This window comes from Halobacillus massiliensis (assembly GCF_900166625.1).
Taxonomy (GTDB): domain Bacteria; phylum Bacillota; class Bacilli; order Bacillales; family Halobacillaceae; genus Halobacillus_A; species Halobacillus_A massiliensis.
Genome location: NZ_LT800499.1, coordinates 3363981 through 3385485, shown reverse-complemented (window position 1 = coordinate 3385485; position 21505 = coordinate 3363981). Strand labels below are relative to the sequence as shown.

The window sequence follows — 21505 nt, the reverse complement described above, 5'->3', positions numbered from 1 at the left end:
ACTTCTTATCCAGAGAGGCGGAGGGACTGGCCCTTTGATGCCCGGCAACCATCGAATCAATCATGTGATTGACGAGAACGGTGCCAATTCCTGTAGAATGGACTTGCCATTCTAGAAGATGAGAGGATCGTACGGAAATATGACGACCCCTTTTCTTAATTTTGGATAAGAAAAGGGGTTTTTTGATGATAAAACCGTCAAACTCTCTTAGGTAGAAGTTGCGTTTAGGGAAAGGAAAGATAATCATGGCAACAGCTATTTTTTCAGCCGGATGTTTTTGGGGAGTAGAAGCATTTTTTGAACGATTTGAAGGAATTACAAATACACGAGTGGGTTACACAGGCGGCCATGTGTCCCATCCCACGTATGAATTAGTTAAAACAGGAACAACAGGTCATGCCGAGGCTATCCGTATTGAATATGATCCAAATGTTATCACATACGGCGGGCTTATTAATATCTTTTTCGAGTCACACGACCCTACGACAAAAGACCGCCAAGGCGGAGACATTGGCCACCAATACCGTTCCTCTATCTTTTATCACAACGATGCCGAAAGAGCGGTAGCTGAAGAAAAAATCCAGCAGTGGACGAACAAAGGCGTCTTTAAGCGTCCTATCGTTACCGAAGTGGTTCCGGTCACTACATTTTATGAAGCAGAAGAGTATCACCAGAAATACTCTCAGAAAAATGGTTCCTTTGCTTGTGGGATCAGTTAATTTTACAGAAGCACCTTTTCTTAATGGAAAAGGTGCTTTTTTTGATGGGAGTGTAATGCATCTCCTCCTGGAAGAGCTGAAAGAGAGGAGAGATGCGCCGAAAGAGGGGATGAGAAGAGCTGAAAGGGAACGGGGAAGGGCCGAAAGAGGGGAGAAGCGCTGAAAAGGAGCGGGGAAGCGCCGAAAGAGTAAATAGAATTGCTGAAAAAGAGCAAGACAACGTCGAAGAGCTCAGCCATAAAAAAGCATTGAAAAAGTCCCTCTTTCTCTAAAGAGGGACCCATCAAATCTAACTTAATGAAGACTTCAAATCGTGTTTCAATTTCTTCATTTTATCTTTAATAACAGCAGTATCTGCGAACATATCATGGAGACCTTGATGTTTTTTTGTGAAAATGACAACAAGGTAAGGAAGCCCAAATGCAGCCATGCTGATGTATCGGCCGATGACTTCCCTGAAAATGATCTGGCCTTTAGTAAGGGTTACACCTTTAAGCGGTTCGACGGAAAGGCCGAAGATCATCTTTCCTAGTGTGGCACGGAAAAACCATGTCATTAATGCAAAGTATAAAAAGAATACCAGTGATTGTGCGAGGTTTGATGCACTGAATAATTCAATCCATAGTTTGGCTTCTGTGAGATTGGTCAATCTTAGAAGCGGTCTTGTAATAATGGAATTCAGGCTCCAAATGACGATCAGATCAATAATATAAGCAAAGAAGCGAGGAGCGAATCCGGCGTAGATCACGTTTTGAAATTCTTTTAGGTTTTCCGTAATCGTCTGGTTTAGTGAGTGGTGATTTGGTTCTACGGTTTCCATTTCGTCTCCTCCTTTACTCGGTATACATGTACATCATGCGTGGTCCCTGGCGTTTATCAATCATTTCGTTGATCCATTTAATTTCATTATTTGGTAAAAAGCTTTCTACACTGATTGGAACACCGAAGAAGTTTTCAGTTTTAGAATATTCGAAGACTTGCGGGTTTCCGCCAAGTTCTTCTTTTAAGGCGTTTAAGGCATCTTCTTCAAACCCGATCTGGTCCACTAAGCCATTCTCAACGGCCTGCTGCCCTGAATAAATCCGGCCGTCTGCCAATTCTCTGACTTCATCTTCAGGCATGTCGCGGCCTTCGCTAATGACATTAACGAAGCCTTGATAAGACTCATCCACGAGGGTCTGGAGGATTTCCCGGTCACCTTCTGTCATTTCTTTCGTCGGGCTCATAATGTCTTTGAATTCACCGCTCTTAATGGTATTGAATTTAACTCCATACTCATTGGCGAGCTCCTCATAATTGATGCTTTGCATGATAACACCAAGTGATCCGGTAAAGGTTTCATTGGAAGCGAAAATCTGATCAGCCGGAGCAGATATGTAATATCCTCCAGATGCGGCCATGCCGCCCATTGACACATAAAGATTCTTGCCTTCTTCTTTTAATTCAAGCAGTTTATCATGAATTTCGGCACTTTCGAAAACTCCTCCACCTGGAGAGTTAACATATAAAAGGACGCCTTTTACTGTATTATCTTCTTTAATGGTCTCAAGCTGTTTCATGAACAGCTCATGATTATATCCTTCTCCTGAAAAGGGATTTGATCCCTGACCTGAAACAATCGTTCCGTCTACAGTAAGCCGGGCAATTCGATTGGAGTCAGATCCTCTCTCAACTACTTTCTCAGAAGGGGCATCATCTTCGTTGAACATATTTCTTGAGTTATTAAAAGTATCGGACATTAAAAATCCTAAACTTTGAGTCAGAATGCCGATGATTAATAATCCGGCGGCAATTCCTATGGCCAAGATTCTCTTTTTCTTCATATTCACCTTTCCCTTCATTTAACCTATGAAATATAATCGTAGCAAAAAAATAACCAACATTATACAGATAAGAAGAAATTCACAAATTGTTTGCATTCCATTCATGTTCCAAAATGCTCATTTCCCACAAGCTCCAATAGTTGTTATTTACCCGTCTATGGTCACGGAGACAGCCATCGACTTGAAAACCGGCCTTTTTATAAATATGAATGGCTGGTTCATTAAAATCAAATACACCAAGACTTACTTTATGTAATTTCAGCTCATTAAATGCAATATCAAGCAGCTTATCAATCATTTTTATACCGATGCCTTTTCCGCGTGATGCTTCCTGGATAAAAACATGACCAATGCGGGCGGAGCGGTTGATAAGATCAATGTTTTTTAAGGCGGCATGGCCAACGGTTTTTCCTTCATCTACTGCTTTGTATATGTGGATATTATCCATCTCTCTATATGACTTCAGCTGTTTGGCTGTGAGGGGGAAGATAAAGGAAGATCCCGCCCACTGTACAAGGAGACTTGAACTTGTTATCCAGCTGATCAGCTGCTGTTCATCTTTTTCTGTGAATTTTTCTAATTGAACCAACGATTTTCCCTCCTTTTTTGTTACTCTTAATTTACAATAAAATGAAGCAGCAGAGAAGAAAAAGGTGGGGAACGGTGTGTGGCTGAATGATGCAATATTAATTATTATTACTATTTTTATGGCGGCTGGAGCGGTGGACTATGCCTTTCTACATAATCGTTTGGGGCTTGGCGACAGGTTCCACGAAGCATTTATGATGATGGGACCTCTGGCACTGGCAATGGTAGGGATTATTTCTCTCGCTCCGGTACTTTCAAGCCGTCTGGCCCCGTTAATCGTCCCTTTGTACAATTGGATTGGGGCCGATCCTGCCATGTTTGTGTCGATGATTCTTGCCATCGATATGGGAGCTTATCCGCTTGCAGAGTCTCTCGCAGAATCTGAGCAGGCGGCGGTTTTTTCTTGGGCATTTCTCGGAACAATGATGGGACCTACGATTGTGTTTACAATCCCTGTAGCCCTGACGATTATTGAAAAAAGTGATCATCCTTATTTTTCCCGGGGAATATTGATCGGGATCGTTACGGTACCTTTAGGCTGTTTAGCAGGCGGGGCAATCGCAGGATATGAGTTTTTTTGGATGGTGAAAAATTTAGTTCCAACAGTAGGATTAGCCGTTCTTATTGGAATTGGGCTATGGAAATTCACCAAGATCACTACCCGCTTGTTTGCGTTATTTGGGAGGGGCGTAGAATGGGTGATTATTCTTGGGTTAGCTGCAATTATTGTTCAAACACTAACCGGATTTACGGTGATTGCGGGTCTTGCTCCTTTAAATGATGGGATTCAAATTGTAGGGAGTATAACTATAACCCTGGCGGGGGCTTATCCACTTGTTACGTTTATTAATCGGGCAGGAAAAAACCTTTGGGTTCGGGCGGGGAAAAAGTTACATATTAATTCAACGGCTTTAACAGGTATAATTGCGTCCTTAGCTCACCACCTTCCTATGTTCGCCGTCATGAAGGACATGAATCCAAAAGGAAAAGTGATAAATTCAGCTTTTGCTGTGAGCGGTGCGTTTGTCTTTGGAAGTCATATCGGCTTTGTTGCGGGAGTGGAAAAAGACGTTATGGCCGCTGTGATGGCAGGCAAACTGACAGCGGGGCTTCTGGCTGTATTGATTGCCTTTTTCACAACTCCTCCTGAGAATGAATAGGTTTTATTTTGTATATTTATTCGCATAGCAGCTGGCCGCGATGGAATCCGGTTTGATTTTTGGTTCAAACCCGAGAGATTCGATTCTGGCGATCATCTCATTGACATAGACTCGAGTACGATTTCTATCGCCCGCACCAATATCTATATGTCCTTCCATTGTAAACGTGGCGTCCTTATATATATGAGGGAGGATAATATCAATCATCTGGTCGATTCTTTCCTTCGTAAATAAGCAGGCTACTTCCTCTGTCAGTGTTGTTTCATATGAAATTCTTTCGTGCAAAGTGTCCATACACCGGGGGATTTTCACTTTTCTAATGCATGCCCATGCTCCTTTTCCTACTCTGTGAATGACGATTCCGGTAATAAATAATGTATGATCAAAATGCACCTGGGAATCTGTACCGAGCATTAATCGGTAATTGGCTATGGGGTCTTCTTTCATAAAATTTATAATATGGGTGAATACATCCTCAAACGTCATGTGGGACTCAGTAATATTTTGAAAGGATATGGAATCCATATTTACGCCTCTCTCCACTTTTTTATTATCGTATTCACGTTTTAGTATGTGCGTGTTTCATAATAAAAAAAGATAGCAGGCTCTAAAAAAATTTTTAGAGCGGATTTTTAGATTATCATAGTCCATAGAAAAAAGGCTGTCGAGATTTCCCGACAGCCTCAAATGACCGTAATTTAGAATATGAAAATCCAAACTAACAGGATGGTGATGACGAATGTAACGGCATACATAATCGTAAGTCTTCGAATGCTGGAGTCTGTACCGGTTTTTTCTTCTTTTAAGCTGTTTAACTCAGCTTCTTCCGTATCTTGTTCCTTCTCTTTAGCTGTTAATTCTTTTGCTACTTTAATCGTCCCCACAAAAGCAATAATGCAGACAATGATAGCTACGGCATAATAGATAGGATACATCTTTAAATTCTCCTCTCATAAAATCCTAGGTTTCCTGCATGTCGATCGGTTTCGCTCTCTTAATAAAAAGCGATAAAATAAATCCAAGCAAGGCAATCCCAAAAGCTACAAAATAAACGAGCTCGACTCCGGCAGTGGTCGCCTGGTTTACAGCTGCAGCGGCAGAGGGGTTTTCCATCTCCTGAAGGACACTTTGCTGCCGGGTTGTCAGAATACTGATAAACACGGAAACCCCGATGGCTCCGGATACAGGCTGAAGCGTGTTCATAATCGCAGTTCCATGAGGATAAAGGCGCTTAGGCAGCTGGTTTAGACCGTTTGTCTGGGCAGGCATCATAATAGCCGATACAGAGATCATTAATAATATATAACTGATTACAATCACATACACTGACGTATTTTCGCTTACCCGGCTTAAAGAAAACATCGTGGCGGTTAGAACAAATGATGCGGGTATAATCAATGTCCGGGGACCGAACTTATCGAAAAGCTTACCCATTACAGGTGATAGCAGACCGTTTAAAAGAGCGCCGGGCAAGAGAATAAGTCCGGCAGTTGCTGGTGTTAACTGAAGGGGCCCCTGCATAAACATCGGCAAAATTATTTCTGAAGAAAACATCGACATCATAACAATAATAAACATAATGAGTGCAGCGGAGTACATCGGGTATTTAAATACTCTGACATCTAGAAGCGGTTCATCGATCCTCAGCTGTCTAATTGTAAAAATAACTAATGAGACTGTGCCTATTACAATTAAGAGAATGACTTCCTGTGCAAGGAACCCTGATCCTCCTTTTCCAGCCAGGCTGAAACCTAATACAATACCACCAAATCCAAAAGTAGATAATATTAAAGATAAGATATCAATTTTAGGTTTTGTTACTTCCCCGACGTTTAAAAGATATTTATATCCAAAAGCGATGGAGAACAGGGCAAAAGGAATTACGGTAATAAATAAGTACCGCCAGCCTAAATGCTCTACAATAATTCCAGAAAGAGTCGGTCCGATAGCGGGTGCAAACATAATGACCAACCCAACCATTCCCATGACGGCACCGCGCCTCCTCGGTGGGAAAATCAATAAGAAGGTATTAAAGATAATCGGCATAAGCAGCCCTGTACCAATTGCCTGAATGAGCCGGCCGGTAAGCAGAATTGCGAAACTAGGGGCAATGGCACAAATTACGGTTCCGGCCGTGAAGATCGCCATCGTGCCCATAAACATTTTTCGTGTAGTAAACGTTTGAAGCAGAAAAGCCGAAACAGGGATGAGAATTCCCATAATCAGCATAAATCCTGTGACCATCCACTGCACAGTGGGAGCTTGAATATTAAACTCTCCCATTAAGGTGGTAAGAGCAATATTTAATAATGTTTCATTTAAAATAGCGAAGAAGGCACCAATGATTAAAGAAGCCATGACTGGTTTAACTTTAAAGTTAGGATCATCTGCTAAAAATTCATATTTCTCGTGATTCTCAGTTCCCTCCATAAGGTCTCTCCTTTTATAAGTATTCCCAAGAGCCATTATATAGGAAAGATCGTGATCTTAGGGTCTTTTTGCTTGGAAATATTTTAAATACCGCTCACTATATGATCCACTTTCTCACGCGGCTGCTGTTCTTTAATATATTGGTTTTCTTCCGCCATCCATTCCTGCCAGAACGGCAGCGCTGAATTTCCGTCTCTTTCCAAACCGCGTTTTAACCTTACAGCTTCAGGGGTTTCCACCCAAATCGTGTAATCATAATAGTCTCGCATTTCATTTCTCGTGCTGTAGCATCCTTCGATAATGACACAACCATTGGGCTCAACCGTGTGCCACTCCGCCATCTCGTCAAGATCCCAGTCATAGCGCTGATAACTGCTTTCTTTTCCGTCTATAAGCGGTTTAATCACCTGATGAATCACACGTTGATAATCAAAGTTTCCACCAACTTCATGAATGACTTTCCTTTCACATAATGGAAGATAAAAGTCGTCCATATGAACAATCGTAGAAGTGGGGTACATGCGGGCAATTTTTTCTGCAAGGGTGCTTTTTCCTGCACCTCCGCAGCCGTCAATTCCTATTGTAACAAGCTTCTTGTTAAACATAGGCAGTTCTATCATCAAATTCTCTCCTTTTACATGGCTTCCGGAGACTGAATACCAAGCAGTGAAAGACCCTCTTCTATTACATAGGAGAAACTGTAGACAAGAGTTAAACGGTTTTTCATCTGTTCTCCCTGCAGGATTTTAGTCGTTGTATAATACTGATTAAAAGATTTAGCAAGATCTAATAAATATCTTGCTATTTTGCTCGGATCGTAGTCTTGCCATGCTGACTTTACAACTTCCGGGAAGGCGCGAAGCTGTTTAATAAGCGGCCATTCTCCATCAACGATCAGAGAAGGAGAAGCTTCTTTTAGGTCAAATCCACCTTTTAATAATAAAGATTTGGCACGACAATAGGAATACTGCAGGTATGGAGCTGTATGGCCTTCAAAGGTCAGCATGTCTTGCAGGGAAAACTCCACATCGTTTTGACGGTCATGTTTAAGGTCGTGAAAGATAACAGCACCTACACCGACCTGCTGAGCCACTTTGTCCTTATTAGGTAATGCCGGGTTTTTTTCTTCAATATTTTCCTTTGCCAGCTGAATAGCTTCATGCAGGACTTTTTCCAGAAGGACCGTCTTACCACGTCGTGTAGACATTTTCTTGCCATCCTGAAGCATCATGCCAAAGGCTATATGTTTCATATGGCTGGCCCATGGAAAATGAAGTTTTTTAAGTACATGAGTGATCTGATTAAAATGAAGAGACTGTTCATGACCGACAACGTACAAAGACTCTGTAAAAGAAAAGCTTTCGTAACGGTCAATCGCGGCTGTCAGATCACGTGTTGCATAAGTGGTTGTATCATCGCTCTTTTTAATAAGACAGGGGGGAAGAGCTTGATCATCCAGGCGGACAACCTGGGCTCCATCAGATTCTTGTAACAGCTCTTTTTCCTTTAAAAGTGTGACTACTGTTTCCATTTTATCATTATAATAAGCTTCGCCGCGGAGGAGGTCGAATTGTACGCCGAGCAGATCATATACTTTGTTAAATTCATAAAGAGACGCATCTTTAAACCACTTCCAAAGCTCAAGCGCTTTTGGATCATTTTGTTCAAGACGCTTAAACCACTTTCGACCTTCATCATTAAGAGACGGAGTGGATTTCGCTTCTTCATGGAATTTTACGTATAATTTATTCAGTTCGGCTATCGGACTCTCACGGACCGTTTTTTCATTGCCCCATTTTTGATAAGCAGCCAGCAATTTGCCGAATTGGGTGCCATAGTCCCCGATATAATTGATTTTCACTGTTTGATAGCCGCAGGATTCTCCAATTTTAGCTAATGAGTTCCCTATAATTGTTGAACGCAGATGGCCCATCGAGAAGGGCTTTGCAATATTAGGAGCAGATAAATCTATCACAATCGTTTGATTTTTACCGAATTCATGTTTTCCATAGTCTCCAGAAAGAATCTGTTTGAGGGTATGTTCAGCAATAAAATTCTGGTTCAGGAAAATATTCAGATAACCTTTTGTAGCTGCAACGGAAGTAAAGAGATCGTGTTTCAGCTGTGGAGCCAGCTCTTCAGCAATTTTATGTGGAGATTTACGAAAACTTGCAGCCAGTTTAAAGCACGGAAAAGCAAGATCGCCGAGTTTTTCCTGTTTCGGTGTTTCAATTTGTGAATAAACCCAGTCTCTTGAAAATTCCTCTCCTAACAGATGGGAGATTTGCATGGCAAATATATGTTTTTCCATTTCTGTTTCCTCCTTATTAATAATCCATAAAAAAATCCCCCGTCTCTTATTAGGAAGAGACGGGGGATTAGTCCGCGGTGCCACTCTTATAGCTATATGTAAAATAGCCGCTCAAACCTTGAATAACGGGGAGGTCCCCGGCCTTTTCTACTCGATCCGTTCAAAAAGGCTTCTCGAAAGTCCGGTTCACTTATTTATCCTATCAGGCTTTCACCGTCCCTGATTCGCTTGAAGGAAATGAATAAGCTACTCTCTTTCTCAATGAATTTGAATATTAAAAGTAATTATAGCGAAGTGTATGGAAGAAAGCAATAGAGAACAAGCCTTTTTTGTAATTTAAAGCCTGGGCGTATGATAATTGCAGAAGAAATAAGAGGAATGATTCCTTTTTCTACATGTCACGTAGTTTAAAGTTTAATCACAGGGTTCTGCGGGTGAAAAATCTTCGTTTGAATTTATTCCTTCTTCCTATACAAATAAATAGAGCTGTAAGATACTTTGGATGCCACCGGCCAAATTAAAGAAGGCTTCCAGTTTGAGAGAGCGAAGCAATTGGATAAAACATGAGTAGTGTTAGGGTCCAGCTTTTCCTCAAGCCGGTCCATTGCTTTAGGATATAGATAAGTGAACACTAGATCATATTGACTAAGATTTTCATTCATGAAATTCTGTCGTTTAATATTTAAGTTAGGTCTTGGTTGTAATAGTCTTCTCAATTGCAAGAAACACCACGGAATATAAGCTGTCTCATAAGCTGTGACATTGGAATCAGGAAAACGGCGGGCAAATGAAAAAGCCATGGTGCCAAAGCCAGCTCCTAAGTCTGCAATTCTTTTAGGCATAAGAGGGTCTGCCAATTTCAAAGCTGCATCCCTCTCTACATGAGTGGAAGGAGTCGGAGTAATTCCGTTCTTCATAGAGTCCAATAGCAGCACAGCTACTAGAAAAAGTAGAAAGAAAATAAAAGAAAAACTGATTACGTTCATTTTTTCACCTCTTGTTTTATTATAGAGGAAGAAGAGAAGATAGAAAAAGGAAGGATTCGTATATGAAGAGAGTCAACGATATAGAAGAAGTACGAGAAAATGTTAGAAACTATAAGCTTACACTGCTTTATATATCGCAGCCGGCCTGTACTGTGTGTCATTCCCTGCTTCCTCAAGTAGAAGATTTGCTAAAAGAATTTTCTGGAGTAAATGCTATTCATGCAGATGCAGAAAAAATAAAAGAAATAGCCGGAGAATACAGCATATTCACCGTTCCAGTTGTTATTTTATTTAACGAAGGAAAAGAGCTTATGAGAATGGCTCGATTTGTTCCAATGGGTGACCTTTATCATCAGCTTGCCAAATATCATCGTTTTCTTTTATAAATGATGTCCTCGATTTTTAATCAGGGACATCTTTTTTTTATTTAACCCCGCCATTGAGCGATTTTCCAATAATAAACAGTGTATCAATCTCCATATATACTCCTGAGACGGAATTATTTCCGATGAGAAGCCATCGTGTGGAAATATCTCGCTATGAAACCGTTTACGCTCACTAATTGGACAATATAAGCATGACTTGCAAAATACCCCTTGAAGTTAGTTCCCCAAATGTTATTATGAAAAACGTGTTAATTGAGAGCGAACAAAAAGAACAGGGAGAGATGAAACCCACATGATGAATCAAACGATTGCTTTTCTAGGTGCAGGATCAATGGCTGAAGCTATGATTTCTGGAATGGTGGAGTCAGGAAAAATTCCTGCCGAGCAAATCATTGTTACAAATAGAAGTAATCAACAGCGTTTAAATGAAATTACAGAAACGTATGGTGTCCGAACCGTTTTAAAAGATGAACTGGATTTTGCAGAAGTTGATCAGTTTATTCTGGCGATGAAGCCAAAAGATATTGACGCCGTACTGGAAGATTTAAAAGATAAAATTACACCCAATCAAGTACTTGTCTCTGTACTTGCCGGGATTTCCACATCATATATGGAAGAACGATTAAATGATGGCCAGCAGGTTATCCGCGTGATGCCGAATACTTCCAGCATGTTGAGAGAGTCCGCAACAGCCGTAACTCCAGGAAAGCATGCAGCATTTGATCAGGTCGTGTTTACGAAAGAATTAATGAAAGCCATCGGCCAAGTATTCATCATTGAAGAAGATAAAATGGATGTTTTCACAGGAATCGCAGGAAGCGGTCCGGCTTATTTCTATTATTTAATGGAACACATCGAAGAAACAGGAAATGCAGAAGGCATCGATCGTGAGACATTGAGAGAAATTGGAGCACAAACTCTACTCGGAGCAGCAAAGATGATGCTGGAACGTGAAGAATCTCCATCAGAGCTAAGAGAAAATGTAACATCACCAAACGGCACAACAGCAGCCGGTCTCCATGCTTTGGACGAAGCAGGCGGCGGCGAAGCCATAGCAGAAGCTATTAAAGGGGCAGCCAGCCGTTCTAAAGAAATGAGCAGAGAACTAGAAAGTATGCTAGTTGGATCTAAATAAAGAGAGAAATGAAATAGGAGTGATAAATTGGTTAACGGCACGAACAAGAAACGTGTAGTTATTAAAATTGGCAGTAGTTCATTAACAAGTCTTCACGGTGAAATCAGCCGCAGAAAACTTGAAAAGCTAGTAGATGAAATTGTAAGACTCAAAGATGATGGACATGAGGTGTTACTCGTTTCCTCTGGAGCAGTAGCAGCAGGCTATCGTAAATTAGGCTGCTTGACCCGTCCTGATTCATTACCAGAGAAACAAGCGGCAGCGTCCGTTGGCCAAGGATTGCTTATGGAATCATATTCTGAATTATTCCTATCTCATGGCTATATCGGTTCACAGATTTTAATAACCCGCAGTGATTTTTCTGATGAAAATCGCTACAACAATGCGAGAAACACACTTAATGTATTGTTAGAACGGGGAATAATACCTGTAGTGAATGAAAATGATACGATTACAATTGACCGCCTTAAATTTGGCGATAATGATACACTATCTGCTAAAGTAGCAGGACTTGTAGACGCGGATGAACTTATCATCCTTTCTGATATCGACGGCTTATATGACGCCGACCCACGAAAAAATAAAGATGCGAAGCTGCTTGATACGGTTCATGAAATTACACCGGAAATTGAAGATGCAGCAGGAGATCCAGGAAGTGATGTAGGCACAGGCGGCATGAAATCGAAAATTGATGCCTTTAAGATTTCTATGGCTTCCGGTATTACTTCTTTCTTAGGAAAAGCCAGTGAAGACAATATTGTGTACGATGCCGTTTACCGTAAAGCAAAAGGCACGTATTTCGAGCCTGAAGCAGATCAGGAAAACCTCAACCAGAAAAAGCAGTGGATTGCTTTTAACTCCGGTCCTGAAGGAAAAGTGACGGTGGACCATCAGGCACGTGAGATTATCGTAGACCAACGAGATAATTTGCTGCCGGCTAACGTTCATCATGTCTCCGGACGTTTTTCCAAAGGAGCTGTCGTTAGAATTCATGATTTAGATGGAGAAGAAATTGGTTTGGGCGTAGTAAACTATTCCTCTGACCAAATGAAGAAAATGATCAGCCTGAGCGACAATGAGCTTAATGAATATGAAATGGCAGCCATTGAAAGTAAAGATCTTGTCTGCCACTTAGAAGTTAAACTGCCGGTAGGTGTATAATAGATAAGAAGGAGCGCCCTGTTGATACAGGGCGGGAAATCCTTTTTTCAGTATCTCCCGCAAGAGGCGGGGCCCTAAATTTTTCAAGGAGGTCTTGGATGACACTAATGAAAAGTAATGTGAACGTTGAGGAACAAGCAAAGGAAGCACAAAAAGCTTCAAAAAAACTTCTGCTGCTTTCAGAAGCTGAAAAGAATGAAGCATTAACTCACTTAGCTGACGTGTTAGAAGAAAATTATGAAACGATTCTTGAAGCAAATAAAAAAGACCTGGAGAACGGCAAAGAAAAAGGTTTCTCTAATGCCTTCATGGATCGTCTGTCTTTATCAAAAGAGCGCGTTTTTGATTTTGCTGACGGATTACGTGATGTGGCGAAGCTTGAAGACCCAACTGGAAACATTCTTTCTGACTGGACGTTAGACAATGGCCTTCGAGTAGAAAAAGTAACGGTACCATTAGGTGTAATCGGCATGATATATGAAGCTCGTCCGAATGTAACCGTAGACGCAACTGGTCTGGCCCTTAAATCAGGAAATGCTATTGTCTTAAAAGGCGGATCTTCTGCCATTCACTCTAACCAGGCGATTGTAGAAGTTATGCATAAAGGACTTGAACAGACTAAAATCCCAAAAGAAGCGGTTCAGTTTATCGCAAGCACAGATCGTGAAGCGACAAATCAGCTGTTTACGATGAAAGAGCATATTGATGTACTGATTCCACGAGGTGGCGGCAAGCTTATTCAGGCAGTTGTAGAAAACGCGACAGTGCCGGTCCTTGAAACGGGAGTTGGAAACTGTCATATTTATATCGACAAAGAAGCTGATGTAGAAAAAGCAATTAACATTTTAGTGAACGCTAAAACAGACCGTCCAGCCGTTTGTAATGCCGCTGAAACGCTTATCGTTCATGAAGAATGGCTGGAGAAAAACAGTGCTGCTCTCATAGAAGCCTTCAAGAAGCACGGCATTAACCCGCATGGAGATGAGAAAGCAATGGCTCATATTCCAGGCACAGTACCAGCTGGAGAGGAAGACTGGGCAAATGAATACTTGAGTACAGATATAGCTGTTAAAACAGTAAGCGATCTGGCAGAAGCCGTTGCCCATATCGAAACTTACGGAACGAAGCATTCAGAAGCGATCATTACGGAAAACAGCGAAACCGCTCAACATTTTTTAAACCTTGTTGATGCAGCCGCTCTTTACCATAATGCATCTACTAGATTCACAGACGGCGGTGCGCTTGGCTTCGGTGCAGAAATCGGCATATCAACTCAGAAACTTCACGCCCGGGGACCAATGGGCTTGCCTGCTTTAACAACAATTAAGTACCTGATGAAAGGCGACGGTCAAATTAGATAATGATTTTACGAGAGAAGCGGAATAGGCCGCTTCTCTTTTTTTGCTTGGTCGCTGAGGTTGAGCGATCGGGTGGATTCTAAAATAACGGGGGGGGGGGTTCTCAAATAATGGAGTGGGATTCTAAAATAACGGTGCTGGATTCTAAAATAACGATGCGGGATTCTTAAATAAGTCACCATTTTTCTAAAATAAAGGTTTCAGGACATATTTTCTGTCTTTAGTTTTCCCGATAATTTTTGCGCTGTTCTCAATGAGGATCGTTTTTGCATGATAGTCTGAATGTATTCCAGTAAAACTTTTGATTTCTGCACTCGTAACTACGCTTCCAAACAAAATTTGATAATCACGCAGCGCCTCTAGGTGAGCCTTTTTTGATTTCACTCCACAAGCCTTACAACACCAGTGATCACGCCGCCGCTCCATGGTAAAACAGGAGCATCCCTTACATAAAACACCTGGCGTAAGATCCTTTATGGAAAGATTGTACTTTTTTAATAAGGAAACATGATAAGGCGTATTTTCAGCCATAAGCCGCTCGCTCAACTGTGTCATTTCATTCGTTGAATAAAATTTTTTTGAAAAGCGTGCGCTTAGGTTGTAAACAGCAGAGACAAGTCCTTTGGCTCGAACAAGCCTTTCTTTTTTACAAGGCTGGTTTCCTAACGTTTCAATTTTAGTATTGGGATTTGCGATAGCTATAAAAGAGTAGATTGGAATATTACCGAAGTCATACAGGGCTAACCACTGAGCGAGCTGGATCTTCTGGTGTTCTACTTGTAAAAAGGGATCTGGAAAGACTTCTAACGTTTCTGCTAATCTTCGTAAAAGCTGAGAATTGTCAAAGTCAAAGATCAGCTCTCCTTTAAAGTTCTTCACTTCAATAATCAATAAAAAGTTTTTTGATATTACGAGGAAATCAATTTGAAAATGGTTATGGCCGTCGAATAGGTGAAGGTCCTTTAAGATCAGGTAGTCTGAGGGTAAATAGTGAAGAAAGTGATATACCGTATTTTCGCCGTAATGACCAGCTGACTGTTTAAGAAATTCGCTTTCGATCTCGCTGAAAAGAGGATGTTCGCGTGGTAAACGTCTAAAGAGAGTACTTACTTGCAAGTGGGGCATATTGGTTTCCTCCTAAAAGTTAAGGTAAGATAAGGGAATACAAAAGGGAGGGAGATTAAATTGATACAGCATGAAGCGTAGAAGTGATCACAAATAGTTTAAAAAATGATCACCTTGTAAAAGCAGTTTTCCTAAAAGGGTCGATGGGCCGGAAGGAAGAGGATAAGTTTTCAGATGTGGATTTGTATGTGCTGGTAGATGATGAGGAAGTTTTTCTTCCTAATAGAAAGGAACATGTCAAATCCTATCGAAAGTTACTCTTTTATGATGATATTTTTATTATCGCACCGCAGATTCTGGCCGTCTATGACAATTGGCTGCATCTCGATTTATTTACGGTTACAGAGAAAACTCTATTAGAAAAAGATTATTTTAAAGTGCTGTACGATCCCGAAAAAAGAATGGAAAAATTTATTTCTGCCCAAATCTTAAAGCTCTCACTCCAGGAATTTATAGATTCAGTAGATGACGCAGCTTTCTTTTTGCTGCAATATAAAAAGGCGTCAGGCCGGGGGAATGATTTGTGGAGTGTAAAAATGCTGCAAAATAGTGGGGAAAGTATTGCAAAGATTCTATTGCATCGCTATTCTACGGAACGAGCCCAGCTCGGATTAAAGACAGTGGATCGTTCTCTTCCTCGTGAACGTATTGCAGAAATTTTGACCATTCAAAACTATATAACACCAGCCTCCCATACAAAAGCAGTTAAGAAGATTGCTTGCTTATTAGTCCGGGAATCTGCCTGGATACATCAGCAATTAAAAGATCAAACCGTTTACACCCTTTCATTCTTAAGAGCAATCTTGAACGAGTATACATAAAAAGCCCACCTTTTCAAAAAGGTGGGCTTAGTTATTTATTTAACTGGAATCCAATTAGGTACGCTCATTATTCTCGTCCACATGGGTTCAGGGATGATCACTTCTTCCTGATTTTCGCTGTCCATTTTTGTCCGGACTTCTTCACCTGTTTCTACTTTTTGTATCCAGTCCGGTTCAATTAAAAATGCTCGGCCTAAAGATATAAGAGGTACGGTATTCAACGCTTGCTCTACTTCTTCAGGTGTATAGAGAGAACCTACACCCATAACCGGAACTTTTTCTCCGACCCGGCTCTGAATAGCTTCAATAACGGGCTGAGTGATTGACTCATCTCGAATGGAGGTCTGGTTGAAATCTCCTAAAGAAATATGAAGATAGTCAAGCTTCTTCTCAGATAAAACATCAGCAAACTGAAGAGTATCTTTTAATGTGATCCCGGGATTCTCCCGTTCTTCCGGAGATAAGCGGTAGCCGACAATAAAAGGCTGCTCTGAATATGTCTTAACAGCTGCAGTAACTGATTCCACTACAGCGAGTGAGAAGTTCATTCTGTTTTTAACACTGCCGCCCCATTGGTCAGTCCGACGATTAGAGTGCGGCGAAAAGAATTGCTGCAGCAAATAAGTATTGGCTCCATGAATTTCTACTCCGTCAAACCCAGCTTCAATGGCTCTCTGTGTTGCTTTTTCAAAATCCTCAATCGTCTTATAAATTTCTTCCTCTGTCATTTCCCGTGGAGTTTTTGCATTTTCACGCACAGCCGCTACAGCACTTGCGCTCACAATATCTTCATCAGGCACTAAATGAGGCGGACACATTCGCCCTCCGTGATGGATTTGTAAAATTGCTTTAGACCCTTGTTCGTGAATGGCGGCAGCAAGCTTTCTAAGACCAGGAATTTGGTCATCACTATATACCCCAATTTGACCTTCAAATCCTTTACCGTAAACATTCACATTCGCACAGGCAGTGATTACAGCCCCGGCTCCTCCGGAACGACGAGCATAATAATCAAGCTCTTTTAGAGAAACTGTTCCATCATCATTAGATAAAAAATTGGTCATCGGAGCCATTAGGATACGATTTTTAAGTTCAGTACCTGAAGGCAATGTATATTTTTCAAATAGTTTCATTAAGTTCGACCTCCTTTATCAAGAAGTAGTTTATCACCGCAATTGAGTAATTGTCCCTAAATATGCCTGTCCATAAGTGAATAACCATTCATTTTCTGCTTGAATTATCAGAATTGTCGGTATAAAATGGAAGATACCAACTGGTATGTTTAAAAAATATATTGTAACCAGCTTTTTTGTTAACGAAAATTCTACCGATGATAAAGGAGGAGAAGGAAGAACAAACAAGTACATATGGAGCTGGTTATTCAATGGTGAGTATGCTTCTCTAAGTGACTGGAAGGGGCATTTTTTAATTGGTATAAGGCAAAAGCATAAGGAGAGATCTATCATGCATGTAATGGAGCTTTTTGAATTGAAGGGAAAAACAGCTATTGTGACAGGCGGCGGCAGGGGTCTGGGTGAACAAATAGCTGAAGGATTAGCTGAAGCCGGGGCTGATATTGTTTTATGCTCGAGGAAGGTAGAGGCATGTGAAGAAGTGGCTCAAAGACTGCGGGAAGAGCATGGAGTAAAAACACTGGCCCTTTCCTGTGATGTAACAAACGATGAGCAGGTTCAACAGGTCGTTGACCAAACGGTACAGGAGTTTGGCAATATCGATATTCTCATAAATAACAGCGGAGCTTCATGGGGGGCTCCTGCCTTGGAAATGCCGCTGGAAGCTTTTCAAAAAGTGATGAATGTGAACGTAACCGGGACCTTTTTAATGTCTCAAAAAGTGGGAGAGGTGATGGTTAAACAACAGTCTGGAAAAATCATTAACATTGCTTCTGTTGCCGGTCTTGGCGGAACTGACCCGGGCTTTATGGATACGATCGGCTACAATGCCAGCAAAGGGGCTGTCGTAACTTTTACAAAAGACTTAGCGGTAAAGTTAGGTGGATCCAATATTCAAGTGAATGCACTGGCGCCTGGGTTCTTTCCAACGAAAATGTCGAAGGTGCTGCTTGAACAAGGAGGAGATATAATTCTTGGTCGTACACCGCTAAGAAGGTTCGGCAGTGAGAAAGATTTAAAAGGAGCGGCTTTATTCCTCGCATCAGCAGCTTCTGATTACGTTACGGGAGATGTGCTTGTCGTCGATGGCGGTATGCACGCCTCATGTTAAAAGGAGGGAAAGCATGAATATTCAAAATGTGTCAGTAATTGGTGCCGGGTCAATGGGACATCAGATTGCGATGCTGAGCGCTTTAGCAGGGTTTGACACAAATATTCAGGATGTAAACGAAGAGGCCTTAAAGCAGGCCAGATTGAAACTGAACAAAATTATGGACAAATGGGTGGCAAAAGACAAGATCTCCATTGAAGAGAGAGATCTTGCCTTTAAGAGGTTGTATTTCACAACAAATCTTAACGAAGCAGTTCGGCATGCTGACATAGTTATAGAGGCAGTCATCGAGAAACTTGACATCAAGCGGGAAGTCTTTCAGAAACTCGATAAGGCAGCACCTGCCCATGCTGTACTTGCCACCAATTCTTCGACTATAGTTAGTTCATTGATCGCGGATGCAACAGAGAGACCTGATAAAGTATGTAATATGCACTTTTTCTTTCCTCCACTGGTAATGGACTGTGTAGAGGTTGTAAAGGGGGAGCATACCTCAGAAGAAACAGCGGGCATCGCTATGGAAGTTTGTGAAAAAATGAATAGAACCGCTGTTCTGCTTCAAAAAGAAATCTCAGGTTTTATTGCCAATCGTATTCTATTTGCTATCCAAAATGAGGCGATGGCTTTATACGAGGGTGGATATGCGGATTATAAAGATATCGATAAAATTACGCGTAAGGCCTTGAGTCACCCGATCGGTCCTTTTGAACTGATGGACTTATCTGGAATTGATGTCGGTTATTATGTCATGATGCAGCAATACGCAGAGACCGGAGATCCCAAAGATAAACCTTCAAAAACTATGACAGATAAAGTAGAAGCAGGGGAACTGGGCAGAAAAACCGGCAAAGGATTTTATGAGTATCATTCAAAAGTCTAGGAGTGGAAAAGATGCATGAAACAGAAATCAACATTAGATTTTGTGAAACAGATTTACTAGGACACGTGAATAACAATAACTACTTCGTCTATATGGAAGATTCGCGGATTAAGTTTTTTCATGACTTAAATCTAGTAGATGAAGATTGGAATTTTATCGTGGCTTCCATTAAATGCGACTTTATTAAGCAGGTTTATTTCGGCCAGCAGGTGATCATTAAAACAGGAATCGGCAGAATTGGAAATTCCAGTTTTCACATGGAGCAGGAAATGTATGTGAAAGACTCCGGAGAGTTAGTGGCAAAAGGGAGTACAGTTGTTGTTCAATTTGATTTTAATGAGCAGAAGAGCCGGCCGTTAACAGAAGAGATGAAGAGAAAGCTAGAGACACAACAGTTTGCTGCTAAGTAAGGAGGGTGTTCATGAACGTTACTCAAAAAGTTCGTAAAGGAGAGGAGCTGCCTCAAGAGCAGTTGAAGTCATTCCTGAGCCATACATTTCCTGAGCTGCCACAAGACTCTTTAATAATAAACCAATTTGGAACAGGCCATTCGAATCTTACTTATGAACTAAAAGTAGGAGAGTGGGAAGCAGTGCTGCGCCGACCGCCAATGGGGCCGGTAGCGCCTAAAGCCCACGATATGGAGAGAGAATATACCGTGCTAAAAGCACTGCATCCGGTTTTCCCATTAGCACCTAAACCATTTGCCTTTGATAACGGGAGCGTGCTTGGCGCACCATTCTTCCTGATGGAAAGAAGACATGGACTTGTCTTAGACACGGATTATCCTAAAGAAATAGAGGAAAGCCCTGAAATGGGGCGTAAAATCTCTGAAACAATGGTCGACCGCTTAGCAGAGCTTCATAATATTGATTATAAAAAAACAGCGCTTCAGGATATGGTGAAACCAGATGGATTTATGGAGCGCCAGATTCACGGATGGATTAACCGTTTTGAAAAAGCCCGAACAGACGATGTCGTGTCCGGCGAACGAATTAAAAACTGGCTGGCTGATCACATTCCTGTGAATTCAGAAGCATCCATTATTCATTATGATTATAAGCTTAATAACGCGCTTTTTAACGAAAAAGGAGACATGGTCGGCTTGTTTGACTGGGAGATGACTACGGTCGGTGACCCGTTAGCGGACTTAGGTGCGGCTATGAGTTATTGGATTGAGAAGGATGACCCTGAAGTTCTGCAGCGCGGCCTCGGTAAAACCCCTTTAACAGCACGGGATGGGTTTTATACAAGGAATGAATTTATAGAAAACTATGCTTTAAAGAGCGGCCGCAATGTCGAGAACATTCATGTTTACTTAACGTTTGCTTATTTTAAACTGGCCGGCATTATTCAGCAGATTTATTACAGGTATAAAAAAGGCCAGACCAATGATTCAAGATTTTCTAATATGAACGTATTCGTGAATAACTTAATTCAACATGCTGAAGAAACGGCAAGATTGTAAAATGGGAAATATCCAACTAATTTTTAAAAAGGAAGATATTCAGCCAGATCAAATGAAGGGAAAAATCGCAGTCGTCTTTGATGTGCTATTTGCAACCTCAACCATTACAGCTGCATTAGCAGATGGGGCCACATCTGTTATCCCTGTTTATGATAAGGCCCAAGCCCGGGAAAAAGCTAAAACCTTTGAAGAAGCTTATGTCCTTGCTGGAGAAGAACAGGGGCGTACTATTGAAGGGTTCCATCATCCTCTAAGGACATTTCTCAATCCCATTGTAAAGGGAAGGCATCTTATTTTATCTACAACAAATGGGACAGTAGCTGTGAACAGATCTGCACAGGCTGATCATTTATATACATCTTCTTTGCTGAATAACAGGGAGATGGCGAAGCATCTTATTGAACATCATGCGGAGGAAACTATTGTTCTTGTTTGTTCAGGAACGAGCGGGCATTTTACGATGGAAGATTTCTATGGTGCTGGGAGTCTCATTTCTTATCTTGTAGAAATGGGCGAGTTTGAATTATCAGATTCGGCTCAGACCGCCCTTTTGTTTTATAGTGGAATTCCTCAGTCCCCGTTTCAGCTCCTTCGAGCTACTAAAATTGGGCAGATATTACTCGGTTTTGGGATGGATGAACAGGAAATAAAATTTGTGGCTCAGGAAGGATTGTTTCATGTTATCAGCAAGTATGATTCTTCTACTGGCCAGATAAGGGAGGTTGAACGATGAAGTATTCCTAACCTAAGAAGGGGGATTTAATCTTTTAAGGAATTTCCTTAGATACTGTCTTTTACTAGAGGAAAATAGTTCACAAGTGAAAATATCATTGGACGATGTTCGACAATATATTCCCCGGGAAATATGCTTGCATAATATAAGCAGAGGAGACGCGGGAATACTCATCGC

General features: G+C 41.3%; 23 protein-coding genes, 1 riboswitch and 1 other annotated feature. Of the genes, 12 read left to right on the top strand and 11 right to left on the bottom strand.

The genetic code is table 11. The annotated features are described in order from the left end of the window. Window positions 1–2 precede the first annotated feature (2 nt). Window positions 3–125, top strand: a riboswitch (SAM riboswitch). 120 nt (window positions 126–245) lie between these two features. Beyond that, window positions 246–719, top strand: coding sequence for a peptide-methionine (S)-S-oxide reductase MsrA (gene msrA, locus B7E06_RS16940; RefSeq protein ID WP_082235115.1), 474 nt, complete (start codon window positions 246–248; stop codon window positions 717–719). Window positions 720–1008: 289 nt separating this feature from the next. Here the strand turns inward: msrA and B7E06_RS16930 are convergent, their stop codons facing one another. From B7E06_RS16930 to B7E06_RS16920, 3 genes are all read right to left on the bottom strand, one after another. Next, window positions 1009–1539, bottom strand: coding sequence for an RDD family protein (locus B7E06_RS16930; protein ID WP_082235113.1), 531 nt, complete (start codon window positions 1537–1539; stop codon window positions 1009–1011). Window positions 1540–1552: 13 nt separating this feature from the next. Continuing rightward, window positions 1553–2542 (bottom strand): signal peptide peptidase SppA, encoded by a 990-nt coding sequence (sppA, locus tag B7E06_RS16925; RefSeq protein ID WP_082235112.1) that lies wholly within the window; start codon window positions 2540–2542, stop codon window positions 1553–1555. A gap of 79 nt (window positions 2543–2621) precedes the next feature. After that, window positions 2622–3131, bottom strand: a complete 510-nt coding sequence (locus tag B7E06_RS16920) for a GNAT family N-acetyltransferase (RefSeq protein WP_082235111.1) — start codon at window positions 3129–3131, stop codon at window positions 2622–2624. Between the two features lie 76 nt (window positions 3132–3207). Between B7E06_RS16920 and eutH the strand changes: the two genes are divergently transcribed. Continuing rightward, window positions 3208–4290, top strand: a complete 1083-nt coding sequence (eutH, locus tag B7E06_RS16915) for an ethanolamine utilization protein EutH (protein ID WP_082235110.1) — start codon at window positions 3208–3210, stop codon at window positions 4288–4290. Window positions 4291–4293: 3 nt separating this feature from the next. On the opposite strand, the gene B7E06_RS16910 is transcribed toward eutH, so the two are convergent. The 6 genes from B7E06_RS16910 to B7E06_RS16885 all read right to left on the bottom strand — a co-directional run bounded on the left by B7E06_RS16910 (window position 4294) and on the right by B7E06_RS16885 (window position 10017). Next, complete coding sequence (locus B7E06_RS16910) at window positions 4294–4815, bottom strand: ribonuclease H-like YkuK family protein (RefSeq protein ID WP_082235109.1); 522 nt, start codon at window positions 4813–4815, stop codon at window positions 4294–4296. 173 nt (window positions 4816–4988) lie between these two features. Next, window positions 4989–5225, bottom strand: coding sequence for a hypothetical protein (locus B7E06_RS16905; protein ID WP_082235108.1), 237 nt, complete (start codon window positions 5223–5225; stop codon window positions 4989–4991). Between the two features lie 25 nt (window positions 5226–5250). Next, complete coding sequence (locus tag B7E06_RS16900; RefSeq protein ID WP_082235107.1) at window positions 5251–6720, bottom strand: MDR family MFS transporter; 1470 nt, start codon at window positions 6718–6720, stop codon at window positions 5251–5253. An 83-nt stretch (window positions 6721–6803) separates the two neighbouring features. Then, complete coding sequence (locus tag B7E06_RS16895) at window positions 6804–7340, bottom strand: uridine kinase family protein (RefSeq protein ID WP_082235106.1); 537 nt, start codon at window positions 7338–7340, stop codon at window positions 6804–6806. 14 nt (window positions 7341–7354) lie between these two features. After that, window positions 7355–9031, bottom strand: coding sequence for an arginine--tRNA ligase (gene argS, locus B7E06_RS16890; protein WP_082235105.1), 1677 nt, complete (start codon window positions 9029–9031; stop codon window positions 7355–7357). A gap of 52 nt (window positions 9032–9083) precedes the next feature. Beyond that, window positions 9084–9302 (bottom strand) — a binding site (T-box leader). 184 nt (window positions 9303–9486) lie between these two features. Then, complete coding sequence (locus B7E06_RS16885) at window positions 9487–10017, bottom strand: class I SAM-dependent methyltransferase (protein ID WP_082235104.1); 531 nt, start codon at window positions 10015–10017, stop codon at window positions 9487–9489. Between the two features lie 62 nt (window positions 10018–10079). Here B7E06_RS16885 and B7E06_RS16880 point away from each other — a divergent pair, with 62 nt between their 5' ends. The 4 genes from B7E06_RS16880 (at window position 10080) to B7E06_RS16865 (ending at window position 14060) form a co-directional block, all read left to right on the top strand. Continuing rightward, entirely contained in the window at window positions 10080–10403 is a 324-nt protein-coding gene (locus B7E06_RS16880) for a thioredoxin family protein (protein WP_082235103.1), read from the top strand. A 292-nt stretch (window positions 10404–10695) separates the two neighbouring features. Next, window positions 10696–11538 (top strand): pyrroline-5-carboxylate reductase, encoded by an 843-nt coding sequence (gene proC, locus B7E06_RS16875; protein WP_082235102.1) that lies wholly within the window; start codon window positions 10696–10698, stop codon window positions 11536–11538. A gap of 27 nt (window positions 11539–11565) precedes the next feature. Then, window positions 11566–12699: a glutamate 5-kinase gene (gene proB, locus B7E06_RS16870; protein ID WP_082235101.1), complete on the top strand. Its 1134-nt coding sequence runs from the start codon at window positions 11566–11568 to the stop codon at window positions 12697–12699. Window positions 12700–12797: 98 nt separating this feature from the next. Continuing rightward, window positions 12798–14060, top strand: coding sequence for a glutamate-5-semialdehyde dehydrogenase (locus tag B7E06_RS16865; protein ID WP_082235100.1), 1263 nt, complete (start codon window positions 12798–12800; stop codon window positions 14058–14060). A 183-nt stretch (window positions 14061–14243) separates the two neighbouring features. On the opposite strand, the gene B7E06_RS16860 is transcribed toward B7E06_RS16865, so the two are convergent. Then, the gene (locus B7E06_RS16860; protein WP_082235099.1) at window positions 14244–15182 is read right to left on the bottom strand and encodes a nuclease-related domain-containing protein; all 939 of its coding nucleotides are present in this window, start codon (window positions 15180–15182) and stop codon (window positions 14244–14246) included. 83 nt (window positions 15183–15265) lie between these two features. Here B7E06_RS16860 and B7E06_RS16855 point away from each other — a divergent pair, with 83 nt between their 5' ends. Next, window positions 15266–16003 (top strand): nucleotidyltransferase domain-containing protein, encoded by a 738-nt coding sequence (locus tag B7E06_RS16855; protein WP_082235098.1) that lies wholly within the window; start codon window positions 15266–15268, stop codon window positions 16001–16003. 35 nt (window positions 16004–16038) lie between these two features. Here B7E06_RS16855 and B7E06_RS16850 read toward each other — a convergent pair whose 3' ends face one another. Next, complete coding sequence (locus B7E06_RS16850; protein WP_082235097.1) at window positions 16039–17136, bottom strand: NADH-dependent flavin oxidoreductase; 1098 nt, start codon at window positions 17134–17136, stop codon at window positions 16039–16041. Window positions 17137–17467: 331 nt separating this feature from the next. Here B7E06_RS16850 and B7E06_RS16845 point away from each other — a divergent pair, with 331 nt between their 5' ends. Genes B7E06_RS16845 through B7E06_RS16825 form a run of 5 tightly spaced genes read left to right on the top strand, consistent with a single transcriptional unit; the run spans window position 17468 to window position 21328 of the window. After that, window positions 17468–18247, top strand: coding sequence for an SDR family oxidoreductase (locus tag B7E06_RS16845; protein WP_082236044.1), 780 nt, complete (start codon window positions 17468–17470; stop codon window positions 18245–18247). 13 nt (window positions 18248–18260) lie between these two features. Next, a complete protein-coding gene (locus B7E06_RS16840) occupies window positions 18261–19127 on the top strand; it encodes a 3-hydroxyacyl-CoA dehydrogenase family protein (protein WP_082235096.1) in 867 nt (288 codons plus the stop codon). Window positions 19128–19138: 11 nt separating this feature from the next. Further along, on the top strand, window positions 19139–19537 hold the full coding sequence (locus B7E06_RS16835; RefSeq protein ID WP_082235095.1) for an acyl-CoA thioesterase: 399 nt from the start codon (window positions 19139–19141) through the stop codon (window positions 19535–19537). 11 nt (window positions 19538–19548) lie between these two features. Continuing rightward, window positions 19549–20595 carry a phosphotransferase family protein gene (locus B7E06_RS16830; protein WP_082235094.1) on the top strand — a complete coding sequence of 349 codons (1047 nt, stop codon included), beginning with the start codon at window positions 19549–19551 and terminating at the stop codon, window positions 20593–20595. 1 nt (window position 20596) lies between these two features. Next, a complete protein-coding gene (locus B7E06_RS16825) occupies window positions 20597–21328 on the top strand; it encodes a 2-phosphosulfolactate phosphatase (protein WP_082235093.1) in 732 nt (243 codons plus the stop codon). The last annotated feature ends 177 nt before the right edge of the window (window positions 21329–21505 follow it).

Coding starts and splice junctions, on each gene's coding strand:
- proC (WP_082235102.1), top strand. CDS start 10,696: ATGATGAATCAAACGATTGCTTTTCTAGGTGCAGGATCAATGGCTGAA.
- msrA (WP_082235115.1), top strand. CDS start 246: ATGGCAACAGCTATTTTTTCAGCCGGATGTTTTTGGGGAGTAGAAGCA.
- B7E06_RS16845 (WP_082236044.1), top strand. CDS start 17,468: ATGCATGTAATGGAGCTTTTTGAATTGAAGGGAAAAACAGCTATTGTG.
- B7E06_RS16835 (WP_082235095.1), top strand. CDS start 19,139: ATGCATGAAACAGAAATCAACATTAGATTTTGTGAAACAGATTTACTA.
- B7E06_RS16885 (WP_082235104.1), bottom strand. CDS start 10,017: ATGAACGTAATCAGTTTTTCTTTTATTTTCTTTCTACTTTTTCTAGTA.
- B7E06_RS16860 (WP_082235099.1), bottom strand. CDS start 15,182: ATGCCCCACTTGCAAGTAAGTACTCTCTTTAGACGTTTACCACGCGAA.
- B7E06_RS16840 (WP_082235096.1), top strand. CDS start 18,261: ATGAATATTCAAAATGTGTCAGTAATTGGTGCCGGGTCAATGGGACAT.
- sppA (WP_082235112.1), bottom strand. CDS start 2,542: ATGAAGAAAAAGAGAATCTTGGCCATAGGAATTGCCGCCGGATTATTA.
- B7E06_RS16900 (WP_082235107.1), bottom strand. CDS start 6,720: ATGGAGGGAACTGAGAATCACGAGAAATATGAATTTTTAGCAGATGAT.
- argS (WP_082235105.1), bottom strand. CDS start 9,031: ATGGAAAAACATATATTTGCCATGCAAATCTCCCATCTGTTAGGAGAG.
- B7E06_RS16930 (WP_082235113.1), bottom strand. CDS start 1,539: ATGGAAACCGTAGAACCAAATCACCACTCACTAAACCAGACGATTACG.
- B7E06_RS16825 (WP_082235093.1), top strand. CDS start 20,597: ATGGGAAATATCCAACTAATTTTTAAAAAGGAAGATATTCAGCCAGAT.
- B7E06_RS16905 (WP_082235108.1), bottom strand. CDS start 5,225: ATGTATCCTATCTATTATGCCGTAGCTATCATTGTCTGCATTATTGCT.
- B7E06_RS16850 (WP_082235097.1), bottom strand. CDS start 17,136: ATGAAACTATTTGAAAAATATACATTGCCTTCAGGTACTGAACTTAAA.
- B7E06_RS16865 (WP_082235100.1), top strand. CDS start 12,798: ATGACACTAATGAAAAGTAATGTGAACGTTGAGGAACAAGCAAAGGAA.
- B7E06_RS16880 (WP_082235103.1), top strand. CDS start 10,080: ATGAAGAGAGTCAACGATATAGAAGAAGTACGAGAAAATGTTAGAAAC.
- B7E06_RS16910 (WP_082235109.1), bottom strand. CDS start 4,815: ATGGATTCCATATCCTTTCAAAATATTACTGAGTCCCACATGACGTTT.
- B7E06_RS16895 (WP_082235106.1), bottom strand. CDS start 7,340: ATGATAGAACTGCCTATGTTTAACAAGAAGCTTGTTACAATAGGAATT.
- B7E06_RS16830 (WP_082235094.1), top strand. CDS start 19,549: ATGAACGTTACTCAAAAAGTTCGTAAAGGAGAGGAGCTGCCTCAAGAG.